We start from the raw sequence: 17,830 nt of genomic DNA on the forward strand, positions 1-17,830 counted from the left end.
GTTGCGCTACAAACCCGCAAAATGCAACGATTCTGGAATAAACCTACGGCACGCCTCACGGGCTTGCCGACCATAACCATCGTTCCAAACAGACCGGGCCTGCTCAATCTATGCGAATGCGCCTTATGTTACTGGGCGGCGGGAATGCCCTCGGGCAGGCGCTGATTCGCCTCGGTGCAGAGGAAGACATTGGTTTCCTCGCACCCAAACCGCCCCAAGACGGCTGGGATGCCGCAAGCCTCACCCAATTGCTCGACGACACCCGTCCCGATGCGTTGATCAACCTCGCCTACTATTTCGACTGGTTCCAGGCCGAAGCCGTCAGCGAAACCCGCCTGGCCGCCCAGGAGTTCGCCATCGAGCGCCTGGCCGAACTGTGCCAGCACCACAACATTACCTTGCTGCAACCGTCCAGCTACCGCGTGTTCGATGGCTCCCGCGCCACCGCCTACAGCGAAAAGGACGAGCCGGTGCCCCTGGGCCTGCGGGGCCAGGCGTTATGGCGGATCGAACAGAGCGTGCGTGCGACGTGTCCGCAACATGTGCTGTTGCGTTTTGGCTGGCTGCTGGATGACAGCGTCGACGGCACCCTCGGGCGCTTTCTGGCGCGTGCGGAAAAACCGGATGAATTGTTGATGGCGGACGACCGCCGCGGCAACCCGACGCCGGTGGACGATGCCGCGCGGGTGATCATCTCGGTGCTCAAGCAACTCGATTGCGCGGCGCCGCTGTGGGGCACTTACCACTACGCCGGGCATGAGGCGACCACGCCGCTGGCGCTGGGCCAGGCGATCCTCACCGAAGCGCGCAGCTACCATGCGCTGGCCATTGAAGCGCCCACCGCCCAGGCCCACGCGGCACGGCCGGATGCGGCAGACGAACCGCAGCATGCGGTGCTGGCCTGCAAGAAAATCCTCCACACCTTCGGCATCAAGCCGCGGGCGTGGCGAGCGGGGTTACCGGCGTTGCTGGACCGGTTCTACCGCCATAGCTGACACGACACAAAGCAAAATGTGGGAGGGGGGTTGCTGTGGTGATGGGGACTTGTCCCTCACCACAGCAACCCCCCTCCCACATTGGTTATGCAGTGTTGCTTAGAACTTGTAGCCGATACCCACCATGTAAACCATCGGGTCCACGTCCACATTGACCTTGGCCCGGGTGCCAGGCGCCACGGCGTTGTTTTCCACGGTGGCCTTGGTGCTGATGTCGATGTAGCGGGCCTGGGCGTTGATCATCCACTTGTCGTTGATCATGTAGTCCGCGCCGATCTGCGCAGCCCAACCCCAGGAGTTCTCGGCCTTGAAGTTGCTGAAGCCGGCTTCGGAGGCGCGGCTGCCGACGTGTTCGTCGTAGATCCAGGTGTAGTTGATACCGGCGCCTACATACGGCTGGAATGGGGATTTATTGTCCAGCGGGTAGTACACGACGCTCAGGGTCGGCGGCAGGTGTTTCAGCGTACCGAGCTTGCCGTTGGCGGCGCCGAGGGCGGTGCCCTTGATCTTCACGTCATGCTCGAACGGCGTGGCCGCCAGCAGTTCGATACCGACATGGCTGGTGAGCATGTAGGCGAAGTTCAAGCCCAGCTGGGTGTCGCTGCTCATGGTCGCCTTGCCGCCCAGGTTGGCGCCGGCCAGTGGGCCCTGGTCAACTTTGACGGTGCTGCTGTCTGCCTTCGGGTTCACGGTGATTGCACCGGCACGAATCAGAATGTCGCCCGCTTCGTGAGCGTGGACGGCAGGGGCGGCGAGTGCGAGGGCGAAGAGGGACGCGCCGAGCAGAGACTTGTTCATGGGAGCTCCAGAGGACGTTTAGAAGTTGTACGTCCAATGGTAAAGATCGTTCCGTCCGGTCTTTTGACTCAGCTCAATGAAAGGGCGATCAGCGTTATTCCGGCAGTTCGTAGATATAAATTTTCTCGGCATCCATCTGGTAGCCGGCGTCGGCCAGTTCACTGGTGGACGGTTTGACCTGCATCGCCCCCTCGATCCAGTACGGCTGGTAGAGCTCATCGAGCTTCACGCCGAGTTCGCTTTTCACGTGCACGATCTGATTCGATGGCGGCGGCGGCACATGGATGCACGCGCCGAAGTACGGCACCAGCAGGAACTCGGTGGTGCGCCCTTCTTCACTGACTTCCAGCGGCACGATATACCCGGGCAGGCGGATGTGCTGGCCATCGAGACTCTGCACCACCGGCGCATTGGGCAGATCCTGCTTGGCTGCTGGCGCCGCTTCGACGGACAAGGCATCGGCCATGTTCGACAGGTCGTGCAGCGGTTTCATGTTGGGGATTTCCGGCGGCGCGTCCGGCGGGATCATCTCCTGCCAGGACAAATCCCTGGGCTGGTCCTCCGCCCAGGCCGGCACGGCCACCAGCAGCAATAACGCAAACAGAGCGCGACGCATCGAAGCCTTCCTCATAAACGTATGGACAGCCCATCGGCCAGGGATTGTCGGTAGGCGCGCCAGGCGGGCACGCTGCCCATCAATAGCGCTGCCGCCAGGATACCGGCGAGCAGGGTCCATTCATATTCGCTGGGCCACGACATCGGCAGGTCGAGGCCGTAATTGGCCTGCAAATACCCGCGCGATGCGGCGATGCACACATACAGCAAGCCCACGCCTGCGATCACCCCGGACAGGGCCAGGGCGAAGGCTTCGAAAATCAGCAAGGTTGCGATATGCCACGGCCGCGCGCCCACCGAGCGCAGGATCGCCATTTCGCGGCGGCGTTCGTTGAGGCTGGTGAGGATCGCGGTGAGCATGCCGATCAAACCGGTCAGCACCACGAACAGCGAGATCACGAACAAGGCTTTTTCGGCGGTGCCCATCATGCTCCACAGCTCTTGCAGCGCCACGCCGGGCAGGATCGCCAGCATCGGTTCGCCACGGAATTCGTTGATCTCCCGCTGCAGGGCGAAGGTGGAAATCTTGTTGTTCAGGCCGAGCATAAAGGCCGTGATGGCTTGCGGGGTGAGGTCCATGTTGCGCGCCTGGTCGGCACTGATGCGGCCTTTGCCCTGGGCCGGTACGCCGTTGTGCCAGTCGATATGGATCGCCTCCATGCCGCCGAGGCTGATATGCAGCGTGCGGTCCACCGGCGTGCCGGTGCGCTTGAGAATACCGACCACGGTGAACGGTTTGTCATCGTGTTTTACCAGGCTGACCACCGCCACGCCGTGGGCCAGCACCAGCTTGTCGCCGAGCTTGTAGTGCAGGGCATCGGCGACTTCGGCGCCGAGCACCACTTCGAACGGGTCGGTGGCGAAGGCGCGGCCGCTGGCCAGTTCCAGGTTCTGTTTGCGCCCGTACTGGTAGTGCTCGAAGTACGACTCGTTGGTGCCCATCACCCGGTAACCGCGATGGGAGTCGCCGAGGGAAATCGGGATGGCCCATTTCACCTGGGGGTTGGCGGCGAAGTGCTCGTAGCTGTCCCACCGAATGTTGTTGGTGGCGTTGCCGATGCGGAACACCGAGTACAGCAGCAGGTTGACCGAACCGGAGCGCGCGCCGACGATCAGGTCGGTGCCGCTGATGGTGCTGGCGAAACTGTTGCGGGCCTCAACGCGCACGCGTTCCACCGCCAGCAGCAGGCACACCGACAAGGCGATGGCGAAGGCGGTGAGGATCGCGGTAAAGCGGCGGTTAGCCAGGCTGGCCATGGCTAGACGAAACAGATACATCTCAAACCTCTGCGGGCGTGGCGGCGCGATTGAGTTCGGCCAGCGACAGGTTGCGGTCGAACAGCGGCGCCAGGCTCTGGTCATGGCTGACAAACAACAGGCTGGCGCCGGCTTCGCGGCATTCGGCGAACAGCAGTCGAATGAAGGCTTCGCGGGCGTCGTAGTCCAGGGCGGAAGTGGGCTCGTCGGCGATCACCAACTCCGGTTGGCCGATCAGTGCACGGGCGGCGGCCACCCGTTGCTGTTGGCCGATGGACAACGAGTCGGCACGGCGCTCCAGCAGGTCTTTGTCCTTCAAACCCAGGTGCGCCAGCAAGGTCGCGGCGGCCTGGTCGACGCTGCCGTGGCGTTGGATCGCCCGTTGCGCGCGCAGCTTGGAAAAGTGACAGGGCAGCTCGACGTTCTCGCGCACCGACAGGAACGGCAGCAGGTTGAACTGCTGGAAGATATAGCCGGTGTGGTCAACGCGAAAGCGGTCCCGGGCGCCGGCCGAGAGTTCGGTCAACTCCTGGCCGAGCAGGCGGATGCTGCCCTGGCTGGGCTTCTGCACACCGCCGAGCAGGCCGAGCAAGGTGGTTTTGCCACTGCCGCTCGGCCCCTTGAGAAACAGGGTTTCCCCCGCTTCCAGGCGGAACGCGGGGATGTCCAGCAACTGTGGGTGACCGGGCCAGTTGAAGCCCAGGTCAGACAGTTCGATCAATGGGTGGGTCATGGGCACTCAGAACTTCAGGGTGGCTGCTGTGGCGGTTGCTTCAACACCTTGCTGGCCGCTCGGGCCGATCAGTTGTACCTGAATTTTCTGGGTGGCGGGGAAGGTCTTGAACACCTGGGTCAGGTCCAGGTTGCCCAGGGCGGTCGGCGTGGCACAGGTGAATTGGTAGTGGGCGTGGATTTCACTGTGATCGTGATGATGCTCGTGGGCGCCGTCTTTGGCGTCGTGGTCATCATCGTCGTCGTGGTCGGCTTCCGGTTTGTCGCCGAACAGCGGGCTGTTGAGTTCCTGGGAGCTGATCACGCAACCGGCGGCCTTGGGCAGGTTGAACAGCGCCAGTGGGTTCTCCAGTTGTTTGCGTGCAGCGGCGACCTTGGCTTTGTCGGCTGCGCTGGTGGCGAGGTGTTCGAAGCCCACCAGGTTCATCGCCGGGCTGTCCAGTTCAAGCTCCAGGGCCTGGCCGTCGAGTACCGCGTTAAGGCGGCCGACGCCATGTTCGTGGGCGCCGAGGCTGCCGTGTTCGTGATCGTGGTCATGCTCGTCGGCAGCTTGAGCGATGGCGAGTGGCAACAGGGCAAACGGCAAAGCAAGCAACAGACGGCGCATGGGAAAGCTCCAGAGATGAAAGTTTTGTTATGTGATCTTATAACAATAGTGCCGAGAGTTTGCCCGCCCGCTTGGCGTTGCGCAAGCCGCATGGGAGCATGCTCGTCAGAAAAAATGCAGGAGTAAGGACGATGTTGCGAATTCGTGGAACCATCGGCGACCTGCCGGTGGACTTGACCCTGGAGCTGGACGACGGCGATTGGGCACGACTCGGCGCGCAGTTGCAGGCGACGCCAGTGGCAAGCGCGACCGCCGTGCCGGCAGCGCCGGTCAAGCCGAACGATGATCTGTGGCAGAACGCCCAGGACCTGTTGCGCAACGCCGGGCAACTCAGTGGCCTGGAACTGCTTGATCGACTGGAAGGTTTGGCGGGGGATGCCGCGGCGGGCAAGCGCCTGTTGGTGCGCCTGCGCCATAGCGCCAAGGTCAAGGTGGCCAGCGGCGGGGATACGCCGCTGTACAGTTGGATCGGCGATTAGTACAGCGCGGCGAACAACTTGCGGCGGTACACGGTCACCAGCGGGTGATCATTGCCCAACAGTTCGAATACCTGCAGCAAGGTCTTGTGCGGCAGGCCTTCGCTGTAGCTGCGGTTGCGGATAAACAGCTTGAGCAAGCCTTCCAGCGCCGCGTCGTACTGCTGGCGCGCCAGTTGCTGAATCGCCAGTTGATAGGCGGCTTCGTCATCCTGCGGGTTTTGCGCCAGGCGGCTTTTCAGCTCGGCGGCGTCCGGCAGGTCGGCGGCCTGGCGCAGGAAGGTGATTTGCGCCTTGGCGCCGGCGAGCGCTGCTTTGTGGTCATCGCTCTTCACCGCATCGAGCACGGTTTGGGCTTCACCCAACTCACCGCGTTCGGCCAGGCAACGGGCGTACAGAATCAACGCGGCGGCGTTGGTGTTGTCTTCACCCAGCAGCGCCACCAGCACGGCCTCGGCGTCGCTGATGCGGCCATCGGCAAACAGCGCCTGGGCCTGCTCCAGTGGGTCAGCCGCCGCCGGTGGTGGCATCTTCACGTGAGGCTCCAGCAGCGCCCGCACCGCCGACTCCGGCTGCGCCCCGGCAAACCCATCCACCGGCTGGCCATCCTTGAACAGCACCACCGTCGGCAGGCTTTGAATGCCAAAGCGCGCGACGATGTCCTGCTCCGCCTCGCAATCGACCTTGGCCAGCAGCAGCTCACCCTGATAACTCTGGGCAATCTGCGCCAGCATCGGCATCAACGCCTTGCACGGCGCGCACCACTCGGCCCAGAAATCCACGAGCACGGGTTTTTCGAAGGAGTTCTGGATCACGGCCTGGTCGAAATTGGCGCTGGTGACGTCGAAGATGTACGGCGTGGGTTCACTCATGGGGCGTCTCGAATAAAGCGGGAATGGGGCAACTATAAGGGCTGGCGCCGCGAATGGTACAGGCTCACCTTGCGAAACTCCCAAGGCTCGGCCAAGTCCGGCAACGTCAGTGCATCGAGTATCTCCAGCCGTTGATAAGCCGGGTGCTGGAAGTCCCGCACGCGCGAGTCCGCCACCAGCGCTTCGCGGCCTCGGCTGAGGAAGTGGTCGAGCAACGGCAGGTTGGCGCGGTCGTAGAGCACGTCGGCGACCAGGATCAGGTCGAAGCGGTCGGCTTCGGCGAAAAAGTCCGCCGAGTAACTCAGTTCCACACCGTTGAGTTCGGCATTCGCCCGGCAGGACGCTAACGCCAGTGGGTCCAGGTCGCAGGCCACCACTTCCAGCGCGCCGGCTTTGACCGCGGCAATCCCGGCCACACCGGAGCCCGCGCCGAAATCCAGCACGCGCTTGCCTTTCACCCATTGCGGGTTCGCCGCCAGATACCGCGCCAGCGCCAAGCCGCTGGCCCAGCAAAAACTCCAGTAGGGCGGTTCATGCAGGATGCGTCGGGTTTCCTCGGGGCTGAAGGCGCGGTTCATGTTGTCCGCATCCAGCAGCCACAATGAAAGCGCGGTGCCCGGCAGCGGGCAGGGCACCAGTTGGGCGTCGCCGATCAGCGCGCTCAGGGCGCGCTGCAAGTCCAGCGGCGGCGTCATGGCGCCTTGACGAGTTCCAGAGGGCCGGTGGTCTGGGTGATCGCCTGGGTGATGCGCACGGCAGGCAGGTGCAGGATCAACTGGCCGGATTGGCTGGCACGGCCACGCAATTCAACCCGCGCACCGGCTGGGAACGCCTCGGGGTTGTAGCGCAGGCGGAAGGCCAGGGGCTTGCCGTTGCCGGTCAAGACGCTGCTCGCCAACAGTTGTTGCGGGCGCGAACGGTCATCGATCACCAGCAGCGCCATCTCGACTTCGGCGCCGGCCGGTACGTTGGTGAGGCTGCCGCTGATTTCGCGTTGATAGGCGGGCAGGGGACCGAGGTCTTCAATGCCGGGGACTTTTTTCTCTTGTGCAGGCGTCGGTTGAGGGGCGGCCGGCTTGGGGGCTTCGCTGCTGCAGGCGACCAGGACACTGAACACGGTGAGCAAAACAAGTGGTCGTAACTGCATGTACGGCTCCAGAAAAGGACAAAATCCGTGGCTTGAAATATAAGAAACATATAGGCCTGCCTATATACCGTAAAGGCTATGGCTTGTCTTGCCACAGGGATGCGCTACCATGGCCCTCCCTTTTTTTGTTGCCTGCCACCATGCACTGTCCCTTCTGCGGTGCCAACGACACCAAGGTCATTGACTCGCGTCTGGTCGCCGAGGGCGATCAAGTGCGTCGCCGGCGCGAATGCCTGGCCTCTGGCTGCGGTGAACGTTTCACCACCTTCGAAACCGCCGAACTGGTATTGCCGCGCCTGATCAAGTCCGACGGCAGCCGCCAGCCTTTCGACGAAGAAAAACTGCGCGCCGGTATGCAGCGCGCCCTGGAAAAACGCCCGGTGAGTGTCGAGCGGCTGGAGGCGGCGCTGGCGCATATCAAGCACAAGCTGCGCGCCACCGGCGAACGCGAGGTCAAGAGCCTGGTGGTGGGAGAGCTGGTGATGGGCGAGCTGCAAAAGCTCGACGAAGTCGCCTATATCCGTTTCGCTTCGGTGTATCGACGCTTCCAGGACCTCAACGAGTTCCGCGAAGAGATCGACCGCCTGGCCCGTGAGCCGGTCAAAGAATGAACCCACTTTCTGCTGAACAGGCTGTGCTGGACGCCCATTACATGGCCCGCGCCCTCGAACTGGCGCGCAACGGCCTGTACACCACCCACCCCAACCCGCGTGTGGGCTGCGTGATTGTCCGCGCTGGGCAGATTGTCGGCGAAGGCTGGCATGTGCGCACCGGCGAGCCCCATGCGGAAGTGCATGCCTTGCGGGCTGCCGGTGACAAGGCGCGCGGCGCCACGGCGTACGTAACCCTCGAGCCCTGCAGCCACTACGGCCATACCCCGCCGTGCGCCGATGCGCTGGTGAGTGCCGGGCTGGCGCGGGTGGTCGCAGCGATGCAGGACCCCAACCCGGAAGTCGCCGGGCGCGGCATGCAGCGCCTGGCCCAGGCCGGGATCGAGGTGCGCAGCGGCGTGCTGGAAGGTGAAGCCAGGGCCCTGAATAAGGGCTTCCTTAAGCGTATGGAGCATGGCCTGCCGTTTGTACGGGTCAAGCTGGCGATGAGTTTGGACGGCCGCACTGCCATGGCCAGCGGCGAAAGCCAATGGATCACCGGCCCCGCCGCCCGCGCCGCCGTGCAGCGCCTGCGCGCCGAAGCCAGCGTGGTGCTGACCGGTGCCGACACCGTATTGGCCGACGGCGCACGCCTGACCGTACGCGCCGCCGAACTCGGCCTGGACGACGCCACCACGGCCCTGGCCATGTCGCGCCCGCCGCTGCGTGTGCTGATCGACGGCCGTTTGCGCGTGCCGCTCAACGCACCGTTCTTCAAGGCCGGCCCGGCGCTGGTCATCACCTGCGTCACCGCGGAAAACCAGTTCCCCCGTGGCCCCGAGTGCCTGGTGGTGCCGGGCGTGGACGGCCAGGTCGACCTGCGCTCGGCGCTGGTGGCGCTGGCCGCCCGTGGTGTCAACGACGTCTTGGTGGAAGCCGGCCCAAGCCTGGCGGGCGCGTTTGCCCAGCAGGGCCTGGTGGACGAATACGTGATTTTCGTCGCCGGCAAGTTCCTCGGCTCCGCTGCCCGGCCTTTGCTGGACTGGCCACTTGAGAAGCTGGCCGACGCGCCCCAACTCAAGATCACTGAAATGCGCGCTGTAGGCGACGACTGGCGAGTCACTGCCATCCCTGTGCCAGCAGCGAGCGTATAATTCTGACCGGGCGCTCAAGTGCCCGCACCGTTTTCCAGGAGAAGGCCATGTTCACCGGCATTATCGAATCCATCGGCAGCATCCGCGCCATGACCCCCAAGGGCGGCGACGTGCGCCTGCTGGTTGAAACCGGCAAGCTCGACCTCGGCGACGTCAAGCTGGGGGACAGCATCGCCGTCAGCGGCGTGTGCCTGACCGTCGTCGAACTGCCGGGCAACGGCTTTGCCGCCGACGTCAGCCGGGAAACCCTGGACTGCACCGCGATGAACGACCTCAAGGCCGGCAGCCCGGTCAACCTGGAAAAAGCCCTGACCCCGACCACTCGCCTGGGCGGCCACCTGGTCAGTGGCCACGTCGACGGCGTCGGCGAAGTGGTGGCCCGCAGCGAAAATGCGCGCGCCGTGGAATTCCGCATCCGCGCGCCCAAGGAGCTGGCCAAGTACATTGCCCACAAAGGCTCGATCACCGTCGACGGCACCAGCCTGACCGTGAACGCCGTGAATGGCGCCGAATTCGAACTGACCATCATTCCCCACACCCTGAGCGAGACCATCATGGCGTCGTACCAGCCTGGTCGCCGGGTGAACCTGGAGGTCGACTTGCTTGCCCGTTACCTGGAGCGCCTGCTTATGGGCGATAAGGCCGCAGAGCCTGCCGCCGGTAACATCACCGAAAGTTTTCTGGCCGCTAACGGCTACCTGAAATCCTGACCAAGGGGGTGCCCTGTGGCGCTCAATAGCATCGAAGAACTGGTTGAAGACATCCGCCAAGGCAAGATGGTCATCCTGATGGATGACGAAGACCGCGAAAACGAAGGCGATATCATCATGGCCGCCGAGGCCTGCAAGCCTGAGCACATCAACTTCATGGCCAAGCACGCCCGTGGCTTGATCTGCATGCCCATGAGCCGCGAGCGCTGCGAGCTGCTCAAGCTGCCGTTGATGGCGCCGCGCAATGGTTCAGGGTTTGGTACCAAGTTCACCGTATCGATTGAAGCGACCACCGGCGTCACCACCGGCATTTCCGCCGCCGACCGTGCCCGCACCGTGCAAGCCGCTGCCGCCAAGGACGCCAAGGCCGAAGACATCGTCAGCCCCGGCCACATCTTCCCGTTGATGGCTCAACCGGGCGGCACCCTCGCTCGCGCCGGCCACACCGAAGCCGCCTGCGACCTGGCGCGCATGGCCGGTTTCGAGCCCTGTGGCGTGATCTGCGAAGTGATGAACGACGACGGCACCATGGCCCGCCGCGCCGAACTCGAAGCCTTTGCCGCCGAACACAACATCAAGGTCGGCACCATTGCCGACCTGATTCACTACCGGATGATCCACGAACGTACCGTTCAGCGGATTGCCGAGCAGCCACTGGACAGCGAACTGGGCCAATTCAATTTGGTGACCTACCGTGATTCGGTGGAAGGCGACGTGCACATGGCCCTGACCCTGGGCACCATCTGCGCCGACGAGCCGACCCTGGTGCGCGTGCACAACATGGACCCGCTGCGCGACCTGCTGATGGTCAAGCAACCGGGCCGCTGGAGCCTGCGCGCCGCGATGGCTGCGGTGTCCGAGGCCGGCAGCGGTGTGGTGCTGCTGCTGGGTAACCCGGTGGATGGCGACGTGCTGCTCGCGCATATTCGCGAAACCGCCGAGCAGACCCAGGTGAAAACGCCGACCACCTACAGCATCGTCGGTGCCGGTTCGCAGATCCTGCGTGACCTCGGTGTGCGCAAAATGCGCCTGATGAGCGCACCGATGAAATTTAATGCGATATCCGGATTCGATCTGGAAGTTGTAGAATACGTGCCCTCCGAATAAAGGCCGGCGCTTTTTGCCCCTTGTTCGCGGTTAAATCATCACTGAGGGACGCACTTTTCGCGTCCCGGCTCTTTAAGAGATTTGTCGAATGACCCTGAAGACCATCGAAGGTACCTTCATCGCCCCCAAAGGCCGCTATGCCCTGGTGGTTGGCCGCTTCAACAGCTTCGTGGTTGAAAGCCTGGTAAGCGGTGCCGTGGATGCCCTGGTTCGCCACGGTGTGAGCGAGAGCGACATCACTATCATCCGCGCCCCTGGCGCCTTCGAAATTCCACTGGTTGCGCAAAAAGTTGCTCAGCAGGGTGAATACGCGGCGATTATCGCCCTGGGCGCGGTCATTCGTGGCGGTACTCCGCACTTCGAATACGTGGCCGGCGAATGCACCAAGGGCCTGGCCCAGGTGTCCATGGAGTTCGGCGTGCCAGTCGCTTTCGGCGTACTGACCGTGGATTCCATCGAGCAAGCCATCGAGCGTTCCGGCACCAAGGCCGGCAACAAAGGCGCTGAAGCTGCCCTGTCCGCCCTGGAAATGGTCAGCCTGCTGTCGCAGTTGGAGGCCAAGTGATTTCCGACGAGAGCGATTGCTTCAACCCACGCGACGAGCGTCCAGCGGACGCCGGCAAGCCTTCGAAAAGCGAAAAGCGCCGTGCTGCCCGCCAGCTTGCCACCCAGGCGCTGTACCAGCGTCACATGGCTGGCACCTCGCTGAACGAGATCGAAGCGCAGTTTCGCGTCGATAACGACTTCACGTTTGCCGACCAGAGCTACTTCCACGACATCCTGCACGGCGTTCCGGCCAACCTGGCCGAGATCGATGCGGCATTGACGCCGTGCCTGGACCTGACCCTCGAAGAGCTGGATCCGGTTGAACTGGCCGTACTGCGCCTGTCCACCTGGGAGCTGCTCAAGCGCGTCGACGTGCCGTACCGCGTGGTGATCAACGAAGGCATCGAACTGGCGAAAGTCTACGGTTCGACCGACGGTCACAAGTTCGTCAACGGCGTGCTCGACAAGCTGGCCCCGCGCCTGCGTGAAGCCGAAGTGAAGGCGTACAAGCGCTAACCTGCGCTTGAGTCCTGAATGGGCGAGTTCGAGCTGATCCACCAGTACTTCGCCGCCGCGCCGTGCGCACAGGGCGGCGAGGGCATTGCCCTGGGGATCGGCGACGACTGTGCCCTGCTGGCGCTCCCCGCCGGGGAGCAGCTGGCAATTTCCACCGATACCTTGGTGGCCGGCGTGCACTTTGCCGACCCCTGTGACCCGTTCCTGCTCGGCCAGCGCTCGCTGGCCGTGGCGGTCAGCGACCTGGCCGCCATGGGCGCCCACCCCCTCGCGTTTACCCTCGCACTCACTACGCCGACCGTCGATGCCGATTGGCTGCAACGCTATGCCCAGGGGTTGAACGCCATGGCGCAAAACTGTGGTGTGGGCCTGGTGGGCGGCGACACCACGCGCGGTCCGCTGAGCCTGACCCTGACCGTGTTTGGTCGTGTCCCGGCCGGTCAAGCGTTGACCCGCAGCGGCGCACAGCCGGGCGATCTCTTGTGTGTCGGCGGCGAGTTGGGTAATGCCGCCGGTGCCTTGCCGCTGGTATTGGGGCAGCGCAGCGCCGATGCTGCGATTGCCGACCCGCTGCTGGCCCATTACTGGTCGCCACAACCGCAGTTGGCCCTGGGCCTGGCTCTACGGGGCAAGGCCACATCGGCGATGGATATTTCTGACGGCCTTCTGGCCGATTGCGGGCATATCGCCAAGGCCTCGGCTGTCAGCCTGTTGATCGAGCGCCAGAAGCTGCCGCTGTCCAACGCGTTGCTGGCGTTTGTCGGTGATGACGAGGCGCGGGTCGCCGCATTGAGCGGCGGCGATGACTACGTGCTGGTGTTCACCCTGCCGCCCGTCGAGTTGGCGCCGTTGCTGGCTGACGGTTGGCCGGTGCATGTTATCGGCCAGGTCCAGGCGGGGCAGGGCGTAACGCTGCTTGACGCTCTCGGGCAAGACATCACCCCGGCCATCCGTGGCTATCAACATTTTTGTCCGGCACCCTGAATCGCGTGCTGCGCTACGCTCTATTACGTCGTTCCGGATGCTGGATTTGCAGGAGATCATCGCCATGGATGTACGCCGCTGGCTGCTGATGCTGCTGTGTGTCCTTCCGGCATGGGCCCAGGCGCAGGAGGTGCCGGTGGTGCCCGGCAAGGTCATGCTGGCCAGCGAGGCCTGGGACGACTACACCAATGCCGACGGCAGCGGCCTGGCCTGGGATGTGTTGCGGCACGTCTTCGAACCGGTCGGGATCACCCTGCAAACCCGCATTGAGCCCTATACCCGCTCGGTCGGCCTGGCCCAGCGCGGTGAAGTGGATGGCTGGGTCGGTTCCTACCGCGATGAAGTCAAGGGTGTGCTCTACCCGCACTGGAACTTCGATTCCGACCCCATCTACGCCCTTGGGCTGACGACCTCGCCGATACCGAGCGCCGCGACGCTGGGGGATTATCGCCTGGCCTGGGTACGGGGCTACAAGTACGAGGCGTATTTGCCCCATGTACGCCGTTTCAATCAGATCCAGCGGCGCGATGGCATCTTGCCGATGCTGCAACATGGTCGTGCCGACTTCTACATTGATGCGCTCACCGAAGCCCGATACGTTCTCAGTCAGGCGGACGCCCCGTCCCAGTTCCGGCTCACCCACATCATCGACCTGCCGCTCTACGTGGGGTTTGCCGATACCGAGCGTGGGCGGGCATTACGCACCGTGTTTGACCAGCGCATGGCGGTCCTGGTGAAAAGCGGCGAACTGAAGCCGATTTTCCTGCGCTGGAAACTGCCGTATCCGTTCTGACCTGCATAGAACCGGGACGAAGGCCAATCAAACCGATTGATCTTTATCAGCGATAATTCAGCTTAAGCGTCTGTAGGAACCTGCTGTTACAATGCCCGCCTCTGTGAAATCTGAAATCAGGAGCACACGGTGCCCGTCGTTTTCGTCGCTGCTTCCAAGCTGCCTACCCCTTTTGCCACGTTCACCATGAGCGGCTTTCTCGAAGAAGCCACCGGGCGCGAGCACGTTGTGCTCAGCCTCGGCGATATCGCCGATGGCGCACCGGTTCTCGGTCGCGTGCACTCCGAGTGCCTGACCGGCGATGCGCTGTTCAGCCAGCGCTGTGACTGCGGCTCGCAATTGGAAGCCGCGATGCGCGCCATCGCCCGTGAAGGCCGTGGTGTGCTGTTGTACTTGCGTCAGGAAGGCCGTGGCATTGGCCTGCTGAACAAGATTCGCGCCTACGAGCTGCAAGACGGCGGCGCCGATACCGTCGAGGCCAATGAGCGCCTGGGCTTCGCCGCCGACCAGCGTGACTACGCGATCTGCCTGCCGATGCTGGAACACCTGGGCGTGAAGTCCCTGCGCCTGATGACCAACAACCCGCGCAAGGTCAAGGCCTTGACCGAGATGGGCATCGCCGTGGCCGAGCGCGTACCGCTGCACACCGGGCATAACCCGCATAACAAACTCTACCTGGCGACCAAGGCCAGCAAGCTCGACCACATGATGGGCAATGAGCATCAAGGCGAGGTCGACCGCGCGTGACCCGTGGCCAGGTGAAACGGCGACTGTCCTTCAGCTGGTGGCAGTATCTGGCCCTGGCGCTGCTCCCGCTGTTCGTGATCAACCTGGTGTTTGGCCAGGCCGAGCCCTTGCTGCCAGTGCTGGCCATGCCGTTCTTTATCGCCGGCGTGGCGTCGATGTTCCTCAGCCTGCGCTACTTCAACGGCTATAAACACGCCCTGATCGCCACCTCCAAAGCCCTCGATACCGCTGAAGAACCGGCTGCCTGGATCACCCTGGCGGCGCGTCGGCGCACGGCCTTGATGGTGGCGGCCGTGCCGGCCTGGGTGGGCGCACTGGCGGTGTTCGTCGGGCTGGAAGCGGTGCCGCTTTTCCTGTTGGCGCTGTCGACGACGGTGTTGTTTTACCTCTACCGCATCCCGCGTCAGTTGGGATGATGCGCCGCTGGCTGGCGATGCTGCTGCTGGCATTCAGTGCCCAGGGCCTGGCGGTCGAACGTGTCGTCAGTCTGGCGCCTTCACTTTCTGAAACCGTGGCTGAGCTGGGTGCTGCCGACCTGCTGGTGGGCGTGCTCGATGGCGGTGAGCGGCCAGCGGCGCTGGCGAAGGTGCCGTCGGTTGGGCGTTATGGGCAGTTGGACATGGAGCGCCTGCTGAGCCTCAAGCCCGACCTGATCCTGCTCTGGCCCGGCAGCGTCGGCCCCGCCCAGCGCGAGCAGCTGCAGCGCCTGAATATCCCGGTGTACGTCGCCGAACCCCATAGCCTCGAACAACTCACCACCCAGGTCCAGGCTATCGCGGAGCAATTGGGCCGTGCCGACGCCGGCCGGCAATTGGCCGCGCACCTGCGCCAGCGCCTGGCGCAGTTGCGTCAGCGTTATCAGCGGGCCGAACCGTTGCGGGTGTTCTACCAGGTGTGGAACCAGCCGCTGTACACCGTGGGCGGCGGCCAGATCATCAGCGACGCGCTGAGCGTGTGCGGTGCGCGCAATGTGTTTGACGACCTGAAGCTGCCCGCGCCGCAGGTCAGCATCGAGGCGGTATTGCAGCGCAATCCCGAGATGATCCTGGTGGGCGATCAGGCTCAGAAGGAAGCCTGGAAGGTCTGGCCAACCATGGCCGCGCGGGTGCGACTGGTTCCGGACAAAGGCCTGGAACGGCCCAGCGGGCAGATGCTGGAAGCGCTGGCGCGGCTGTGTCAGGTGATTGCTCCGAGCCGCTGAGGCCGGTCCAGGCCACAATCAGATTTCAGGTGTCCAGGTCACGCCAAACATCCACATCCGGCCTTCTTCACGGTAATCGTGATTGTTGACGAATGCCGGATCGTTGTAGCTGTAGCGCGCCCGCGCATAAGACTTGTCCAGCAGGTTGTCGACCTTCAGCGACAGCCCTACTTCCCGCGTCACCGCCCAACTCCCGCGCAGCCCGAGCAACCCATAGCCGCCCAGGCGCTGGGTGTTGGCTTCATCGTCATAGCTGTGGCTGATCGCCTGCCAACTGGCGCCCACGCCCACCTGGTCGAATTGCCGGTCGAGGTCCAGGCTCAACGTCCGCCGCGCCCGGCGGGCCAGGGTGTGGCCACTGTCGCGGTCGCGGGGGTCGATGATCGACAGCCCGAGGTTGCCTTGCCAGCCGAACAGGTCCTGCTTGAGCGCCGCCTCAACACCGTTGATGCGTGCCGACGCCACATTCTGCGGCTTGCCGGTTTGGTCGAGAATGATCGCATCGCTCAAATCAGTGCGGTACAGCGAAGCTTCCAGGCGCGTGCTGTCACTCAACTGGCTGCGCCACTGCAGTTCGTAGCTCTTTGATGTTTCGGGCTGCAGGTGGGGGTTGCTGTACTTCGTGTCCGGATAATAGAGGTCGTTGAAGGTCGGCGCGCGGAAGCTTTCGCTGTAGCTCAGCAGCAGGTCATTGTCGGGGTTGACCGGCAAGGTCAGGGTGCCGCTCCAGCTGTTCTGCCCGCCGAACTGCTGGTTCTGGTCGTGACGCAGGCCCAGTTCGGTGGAAAACCACGCGCTGTGAAAGCGATGCTGCACAAAGGCGGCGCGGTTCCAGCGGCTGTTTTCGGTAAAGGTGGTGGAGCCGTGGAAGCGGTCTTCGCACCAGTCGCCGCCGAGGATCAGGTTGTTTTGATCGTCCAGGGTCAGGTCGTTCTGCCAGTTGACCGAGTCGCGGTAGGTGTTGAATACGCTGAAATCATCGCTGAGGGTGTCGCGCTTGGTGTCGCGATTCTCGCTGTGGCCCAGCTCCAGGCGCGATTGCCAGTGCTCATTGAGCGTGGCGTCGACATAGCCGCTGGCGCTGCTCACGGCGTAGTCGGTGTAGGGTTTCTGGCCGACGGTTTGCCCGGTGGCGGCGGCGTAGCGGCCGAAGCTGTTGTCGTACTCCGACTTGCCACGGTTATCCAACAGATTGAAGCCCACCTCCAGTTCATCGCTGAAGGAGTGGCTGAGGTTCAGGCTCACGGACTGGTTGCGATAAGCATCATGGTCGCCGTCGCTGGGGAACGACTGGCGGGTTGAGTTGATGCCGGCCGTGTCATCCAGGCTCGCGCCCAGGTTGAAGCGCGTCTGTGTGTCACCGCCCGAAAGGCCAAGGCTGCGCTCCCAGGTGTTGTGGCTGCCGAACCCGAGTTTCACCCGCGGTTGCACGCCTTGCGCGGCATTGCGCCGGGTGAATACCTGGATCACGCCGCCGATCGCGTCGCTGCCGTAGATCACCGAGCGCGAGCCGCGCAGCACTTCCACCCGCTCAATCTGGTCGACGCTGAGGTATTGCAGGCCGCTGTCGCCGGAGGTGGTGTTGGCGATGCGCTGGCCGTCGACCAACACCAGGCTTTGGGCGGACTTGGTGCCCCGCAGGTAGATGCCCGGCAAACTGCCACGGCCACCGGAGGGGGCGACTTGTACGCCGGGCACACGGCTGAGCAGGTCGGTGAGGCTGGTGGGTTGCAGGCGGTCGATGTCGTCGCGGGTGAATACGGTGTTGGCGGCGCTGCTGTCGTTGCGTGCCTGGACCTGGCGGTTGGCGCTGATGACGACGTCGGGGAGTTTCAGGGCGTTGTCGCGGGTGTCGGCGAGCAATTCAGGGGAGGGCAAAAGAAGCGGCAAGGCAAGGTACAGGTGTTTCATGGGCTGTCCATAGCGTTTGAAGATGGCACAATCAAATGTGGGAGGGGGCTTGCCCCCGATTGCAGTGTGTCA

General features: G+C 63.6%; 22 protein-coding genes. 13 read left to right on the forward strand and 9 right to left on the reverse strand.

Translation table 11 applies throughout. The features are described from left to right. Window positions 1-110: 110 nt before the first annotated feature. The gene (locus tag BLQ09_RS18665) at window positions 111-995 is read left to right on the forward strand and encodes a sugar nucleotide-binding protein (RefSeq protein ID WP_027605180.1); all 885 of its coding nucleotides are present in this window, start codon (window positions 111-113) and stop codon (window positions 993-995) included. A 99-nt stretch (window positions 996-1,094) separates the two neighbouring features. Here BLQ09_RS18665 and BLQ09_RS18670 read toward each other — a convergent pair whose 3' ends face one another. The 5 genes from BLQ09_RS18670 to BLQ09_RS18690 form a co-directional block, all read right to left on the reverse strand. Further along, window positions 1,095-1,793, reverse strand: coding sequence for an OmpW/AlkL family protein (locus tag BLQ09_RS18670; protein WP_027605181.1), 699 nt, complete (start codon window positions 1,791-1,793; stop codon window positions 1,095-1,097). A gap of 94 nt (window positions 1,794-1,887) precedes the next feature. Next, window positions 1,888-2,409, reverse strand: a complete 522-nt coding sequence (locus tag BLQ09_RS18675) for a DUF3299 domain-containing protein (protein ID WP_074847751.1) — start codon at window positions 2,407-2,409, stop codon at window positions 1,888-1,890. Between the two features lie 11 nt (window positions 2,410-2,420). Next, window positions 2,421-3,686, reverse strand: a complete 1,266-nt coding sequence (locus BLQ09_RS18680) for an ABC transporter permease (protein WP_092358194.1) — start codon at window positions 3,684-3,686, stop codon at window positions 2,421-2,423. Window position 3,687: 1 nt separating this feature from the next. Next, window positions 3,688-4,398, reverse strand: coding sequence for an ABC transporter ATP-binding protein (locus BLQ09_RS18685; RefSeq protein WP_027605184.1), 711 nt, complete (start codon window positions 4,396-4,398; stop codon window positions 3,688-3,690). A 6-nt stretch (window positions 4,399-4,404) separates the two neighbouring features. Continuing rightward, window positions 4,405-5,004, reverse strand: coding sequence for a DUF2796 domain-containing protein (locus BLQ09_RS18690; protein WP_092358196.1), 600 nt, complete (start codon window positions 5,002-5,004; stop codon window positions 4,405-4,407). Between the two features lie 131 nt (window positions 5,005-5,135). Between BLQ09_RS18690 and BLQ09_RS18695 the strand changes: the two genes are divergently transcribed. Then, on the forward strand, window positions 5,136-5,483 hold the full coding sequence (locus tag BLQ09_RS18695; protein WP_092358198.1) for a hypothetical protein: 348 nt from the start codon (window positions 5,136-5,138) through the stop codon (window positions 5,481-5,483). On the opposite strand, the gene trxA is transcribed toward BLQ09_RS18695, so the two are convergent. The 3 genes from trxA to BLQ09_RS18710 are packed head-to-tail and all read right to left on the reverse strand — an operon-like array spanning window position 5,480 to window position 7,499. Continuing rightward, window positions 5,480-6,352: a thioredoxin gene (gene trxA, locus BLQ09_RS18700; protein ID WP_092358200.1), complete on the reverse strand. Its 873-nt coding sequence runs from the start codon at window positions 6,350-6,352 to the stop codon at window positions 5,480-5,482. The genes BLQ09_RS18695 and trxA overlap by 4 nt on opposite strands. A 32-nt stretch (window positions 6,353-6,384) precedes the next feature. Then, entirely contained in the window at window positions 6,385-7,047 is a 663-nt protein-coding gene (locus BLQ09_RS18705) for a class I SAM-dependent methyltransferase (protein ID WP_092358202.1), read from the reverse strand. Further along, window positions 7,044-7,499, reverse strand: coding sequence for a YbaY family lipoprotein (locus tag BLQ09_RS18710; RefSeq protein WP_027605189.1), 456 nt, complete (start codon window positions 7,497-7,499; stop codon window positions 7,044-7,046). Before BLQ09_RS18710 ends, BLQ09_RS18705 begins: the two co-directional genes overlap by 4 nt. Window positions 7,500-7,639: 140 nt before the next feature. On the opposite strand from BLQ09_RS18710, the gene nrdR reads away from it, so the two are divergent. The 11 genes from nrdR to BLQ09_RS18765 all read left to right on the forward strand — a co-directional run bounded on the left by nrdR (window position 7,640) and on the right by BLQ09_RS18765 (window position 15,847). Further along, a complete protein-coding gene (nrdR, locus tag BLQ09_RS18715) occupies window positions 7,640-8,110 on the forward strand; it encodes a transcriptional regulator NrdR (RefSeq protein ID WP_027605190.1) in 471 nt (156 codons plus the stop codon). Further along, the gene (ribD, locus tag BLQ09_RS18720) at window positions 8,107-9,243 is read left to right on the forward strand and encodes a bifunctional diaminohydroxyphosphoribosylaminopyrimidine deaminase/5-amino-6-(5-phosphoribosylamino)uracil reductase RibD (RefSeq protein ID WP_065942243.1); all 1,137 of its coding nucleotides are present in this window, start codon (window positions 8,107-8,109) and stop codon (window positions 9,241-9,243) included. Before nrdR ends, ribD begins: the two co-directional genes overlap by 4 nt. A 47-nt stretch (window positions 9,244-9,290) precedes the next feature. Continuing rightward, window positions 9,291-9,953, forward strand: coding sequence for a riboflavin synthase (locus BLQ09_RS18725; protein ID WP_065946586.1), 663 nt, complete (start codon window positions 9,291-9,293; stop codon window positions 9,951-9,953). Window positions 9,954-9,968: 15 nt separating this feature from the next. Next, on the forward strand, window positions 9,969-11,060 hold the full coding sequence (ribBA, locus tag BLQ09_RS18730; protein WP_027605193.1) for a bifunctional 3,4-dihydroxy-2-butanone-4-phosphate synthase/GTP cyclohydrolase II: 1,092 nt from the start codon (window positions 9,969-9,971) through the stop codon (window positions 11,058-11,060). A gap of 88 nt (window positions 11,061-11,148) precedes the next feature. Beyond that, window positions 11,149-11,625, forward strand: coding sequence for a 6,7-dimethyl-8-ribityllumazine synthase (gene ribE / locus BLQ09_RS18735; protein ID WP_003176356.1), 477 nt, complete (start codon window positions 11,149-11,151; stop codon window positions 11,623-11,625). Further along, window positions 11,622-12,122 carry a transcription antitermination factor NusB gene (nusB, locus tag BLQ09_RS18740; RefSeq protein ID WP_027605194.1) on the forward strand — a complete coding sequence of 167 codons (501 nt, stop codon included), beginning with the start codon at window positions 11,622-11,624 and terminating at the stop codon, window positions 12,120-12,122. Before ribE ends, nusB begins: the two co-directional genes overlap by 4 nt. An 18-nt stretch (window positions 12,123-12,140) precedes the next feature. Then, complete coding sequence (thiL, locus tag BLQ09_RS18745) at window positions 12,141-13,106, forward strand: thiamine-phosphate kinase (RefSeq protein WP_027605195.1); 966 nt, start codon at window positions 12,141-12,143, stop codon at window positions 13,104-13,106. 64 nt (window positions 13,107-13,170) lie between these two features. After that, on the forward strand, window positions 13,171-13,899 hold the full coding sequence (locus tag BLQ09_RS18750) for a substrate-binding periplasmic protein (protein WP_092358310.1): 729 nt from the start codon (window positions 13,171-13,173) through the stop codon (window positions 13,897-13,899). Window positions 13,900-14,028: 129 nt separating this feature from the next. After that, entirely contained in the window at window positions 14,029-14,646 is a 618-nt protein-coding gene (gene ribA, locus BLQ09_RS18755; RefSeq protein ID WP_027605197.1) for a GTP cyclohydrolase II, read from the forward strand. Next, the gene (locus BLQ09_RS18760; RefSeq protein ID WP_027605198.1) at window positions 14,643-15,062 is read left to right on the forward strand and encodes a hypothetical protein; all 420 of its coding nucleotides are present in this window, start codon (window positions 14,643-14,645) and stop codon (window positions 15,060-15,062) included. Before ribA ends, BLQ09_RS18760 begins: the two co-directional genes overlap by 4 nt. Continuing rightward, window positions 15,059-15,847, forward strand: a complete 789-nt coding sequence (locus tag BLQ09_RS18765; RefSeq protein WP_092358204.1) for a cobalamin-binding protein — start codon at window positions 15,059-15,061, stop codon at window positions 15,845-15,847. The genes BLQ09_RS18760 and BLQ09_RS18765 overlap by 4 nt, the downstream gene beginning before the upstream one ends. An 18-nt stretch (window positions 15,848-15,865) precedes the next feature. On the opposite strand, the gene BLQ09_RS18770 is transcribed toward BLQ09_RS18765, so the two are convergent. Next, window positions 15,866-17,758, reverse strand: a complete 1,893-nt coding sequence (locus tag BLQ09_RS18770) for a TonB-dependent receptor domain-containing protein (protein ID WP_092358206.1) — start codon at window positions 17,756-17,758, stop codon at window positions 15,866-15,868. Window positions 17,759-17,830 lie beyond the last annotated feature (72 nt).

Origin of the sequence: Pseudomonas sp. NFACC25 (assembly GCF_900100935.1) — a bacterium.
Classification (GTDB): Bacteria; Pseudomonadota; Gammaproteobacteria; order Pseudomonadales; family Pseudomonadaceae; genus Aquipseudomonas; species Aquipseudomonas marginalis.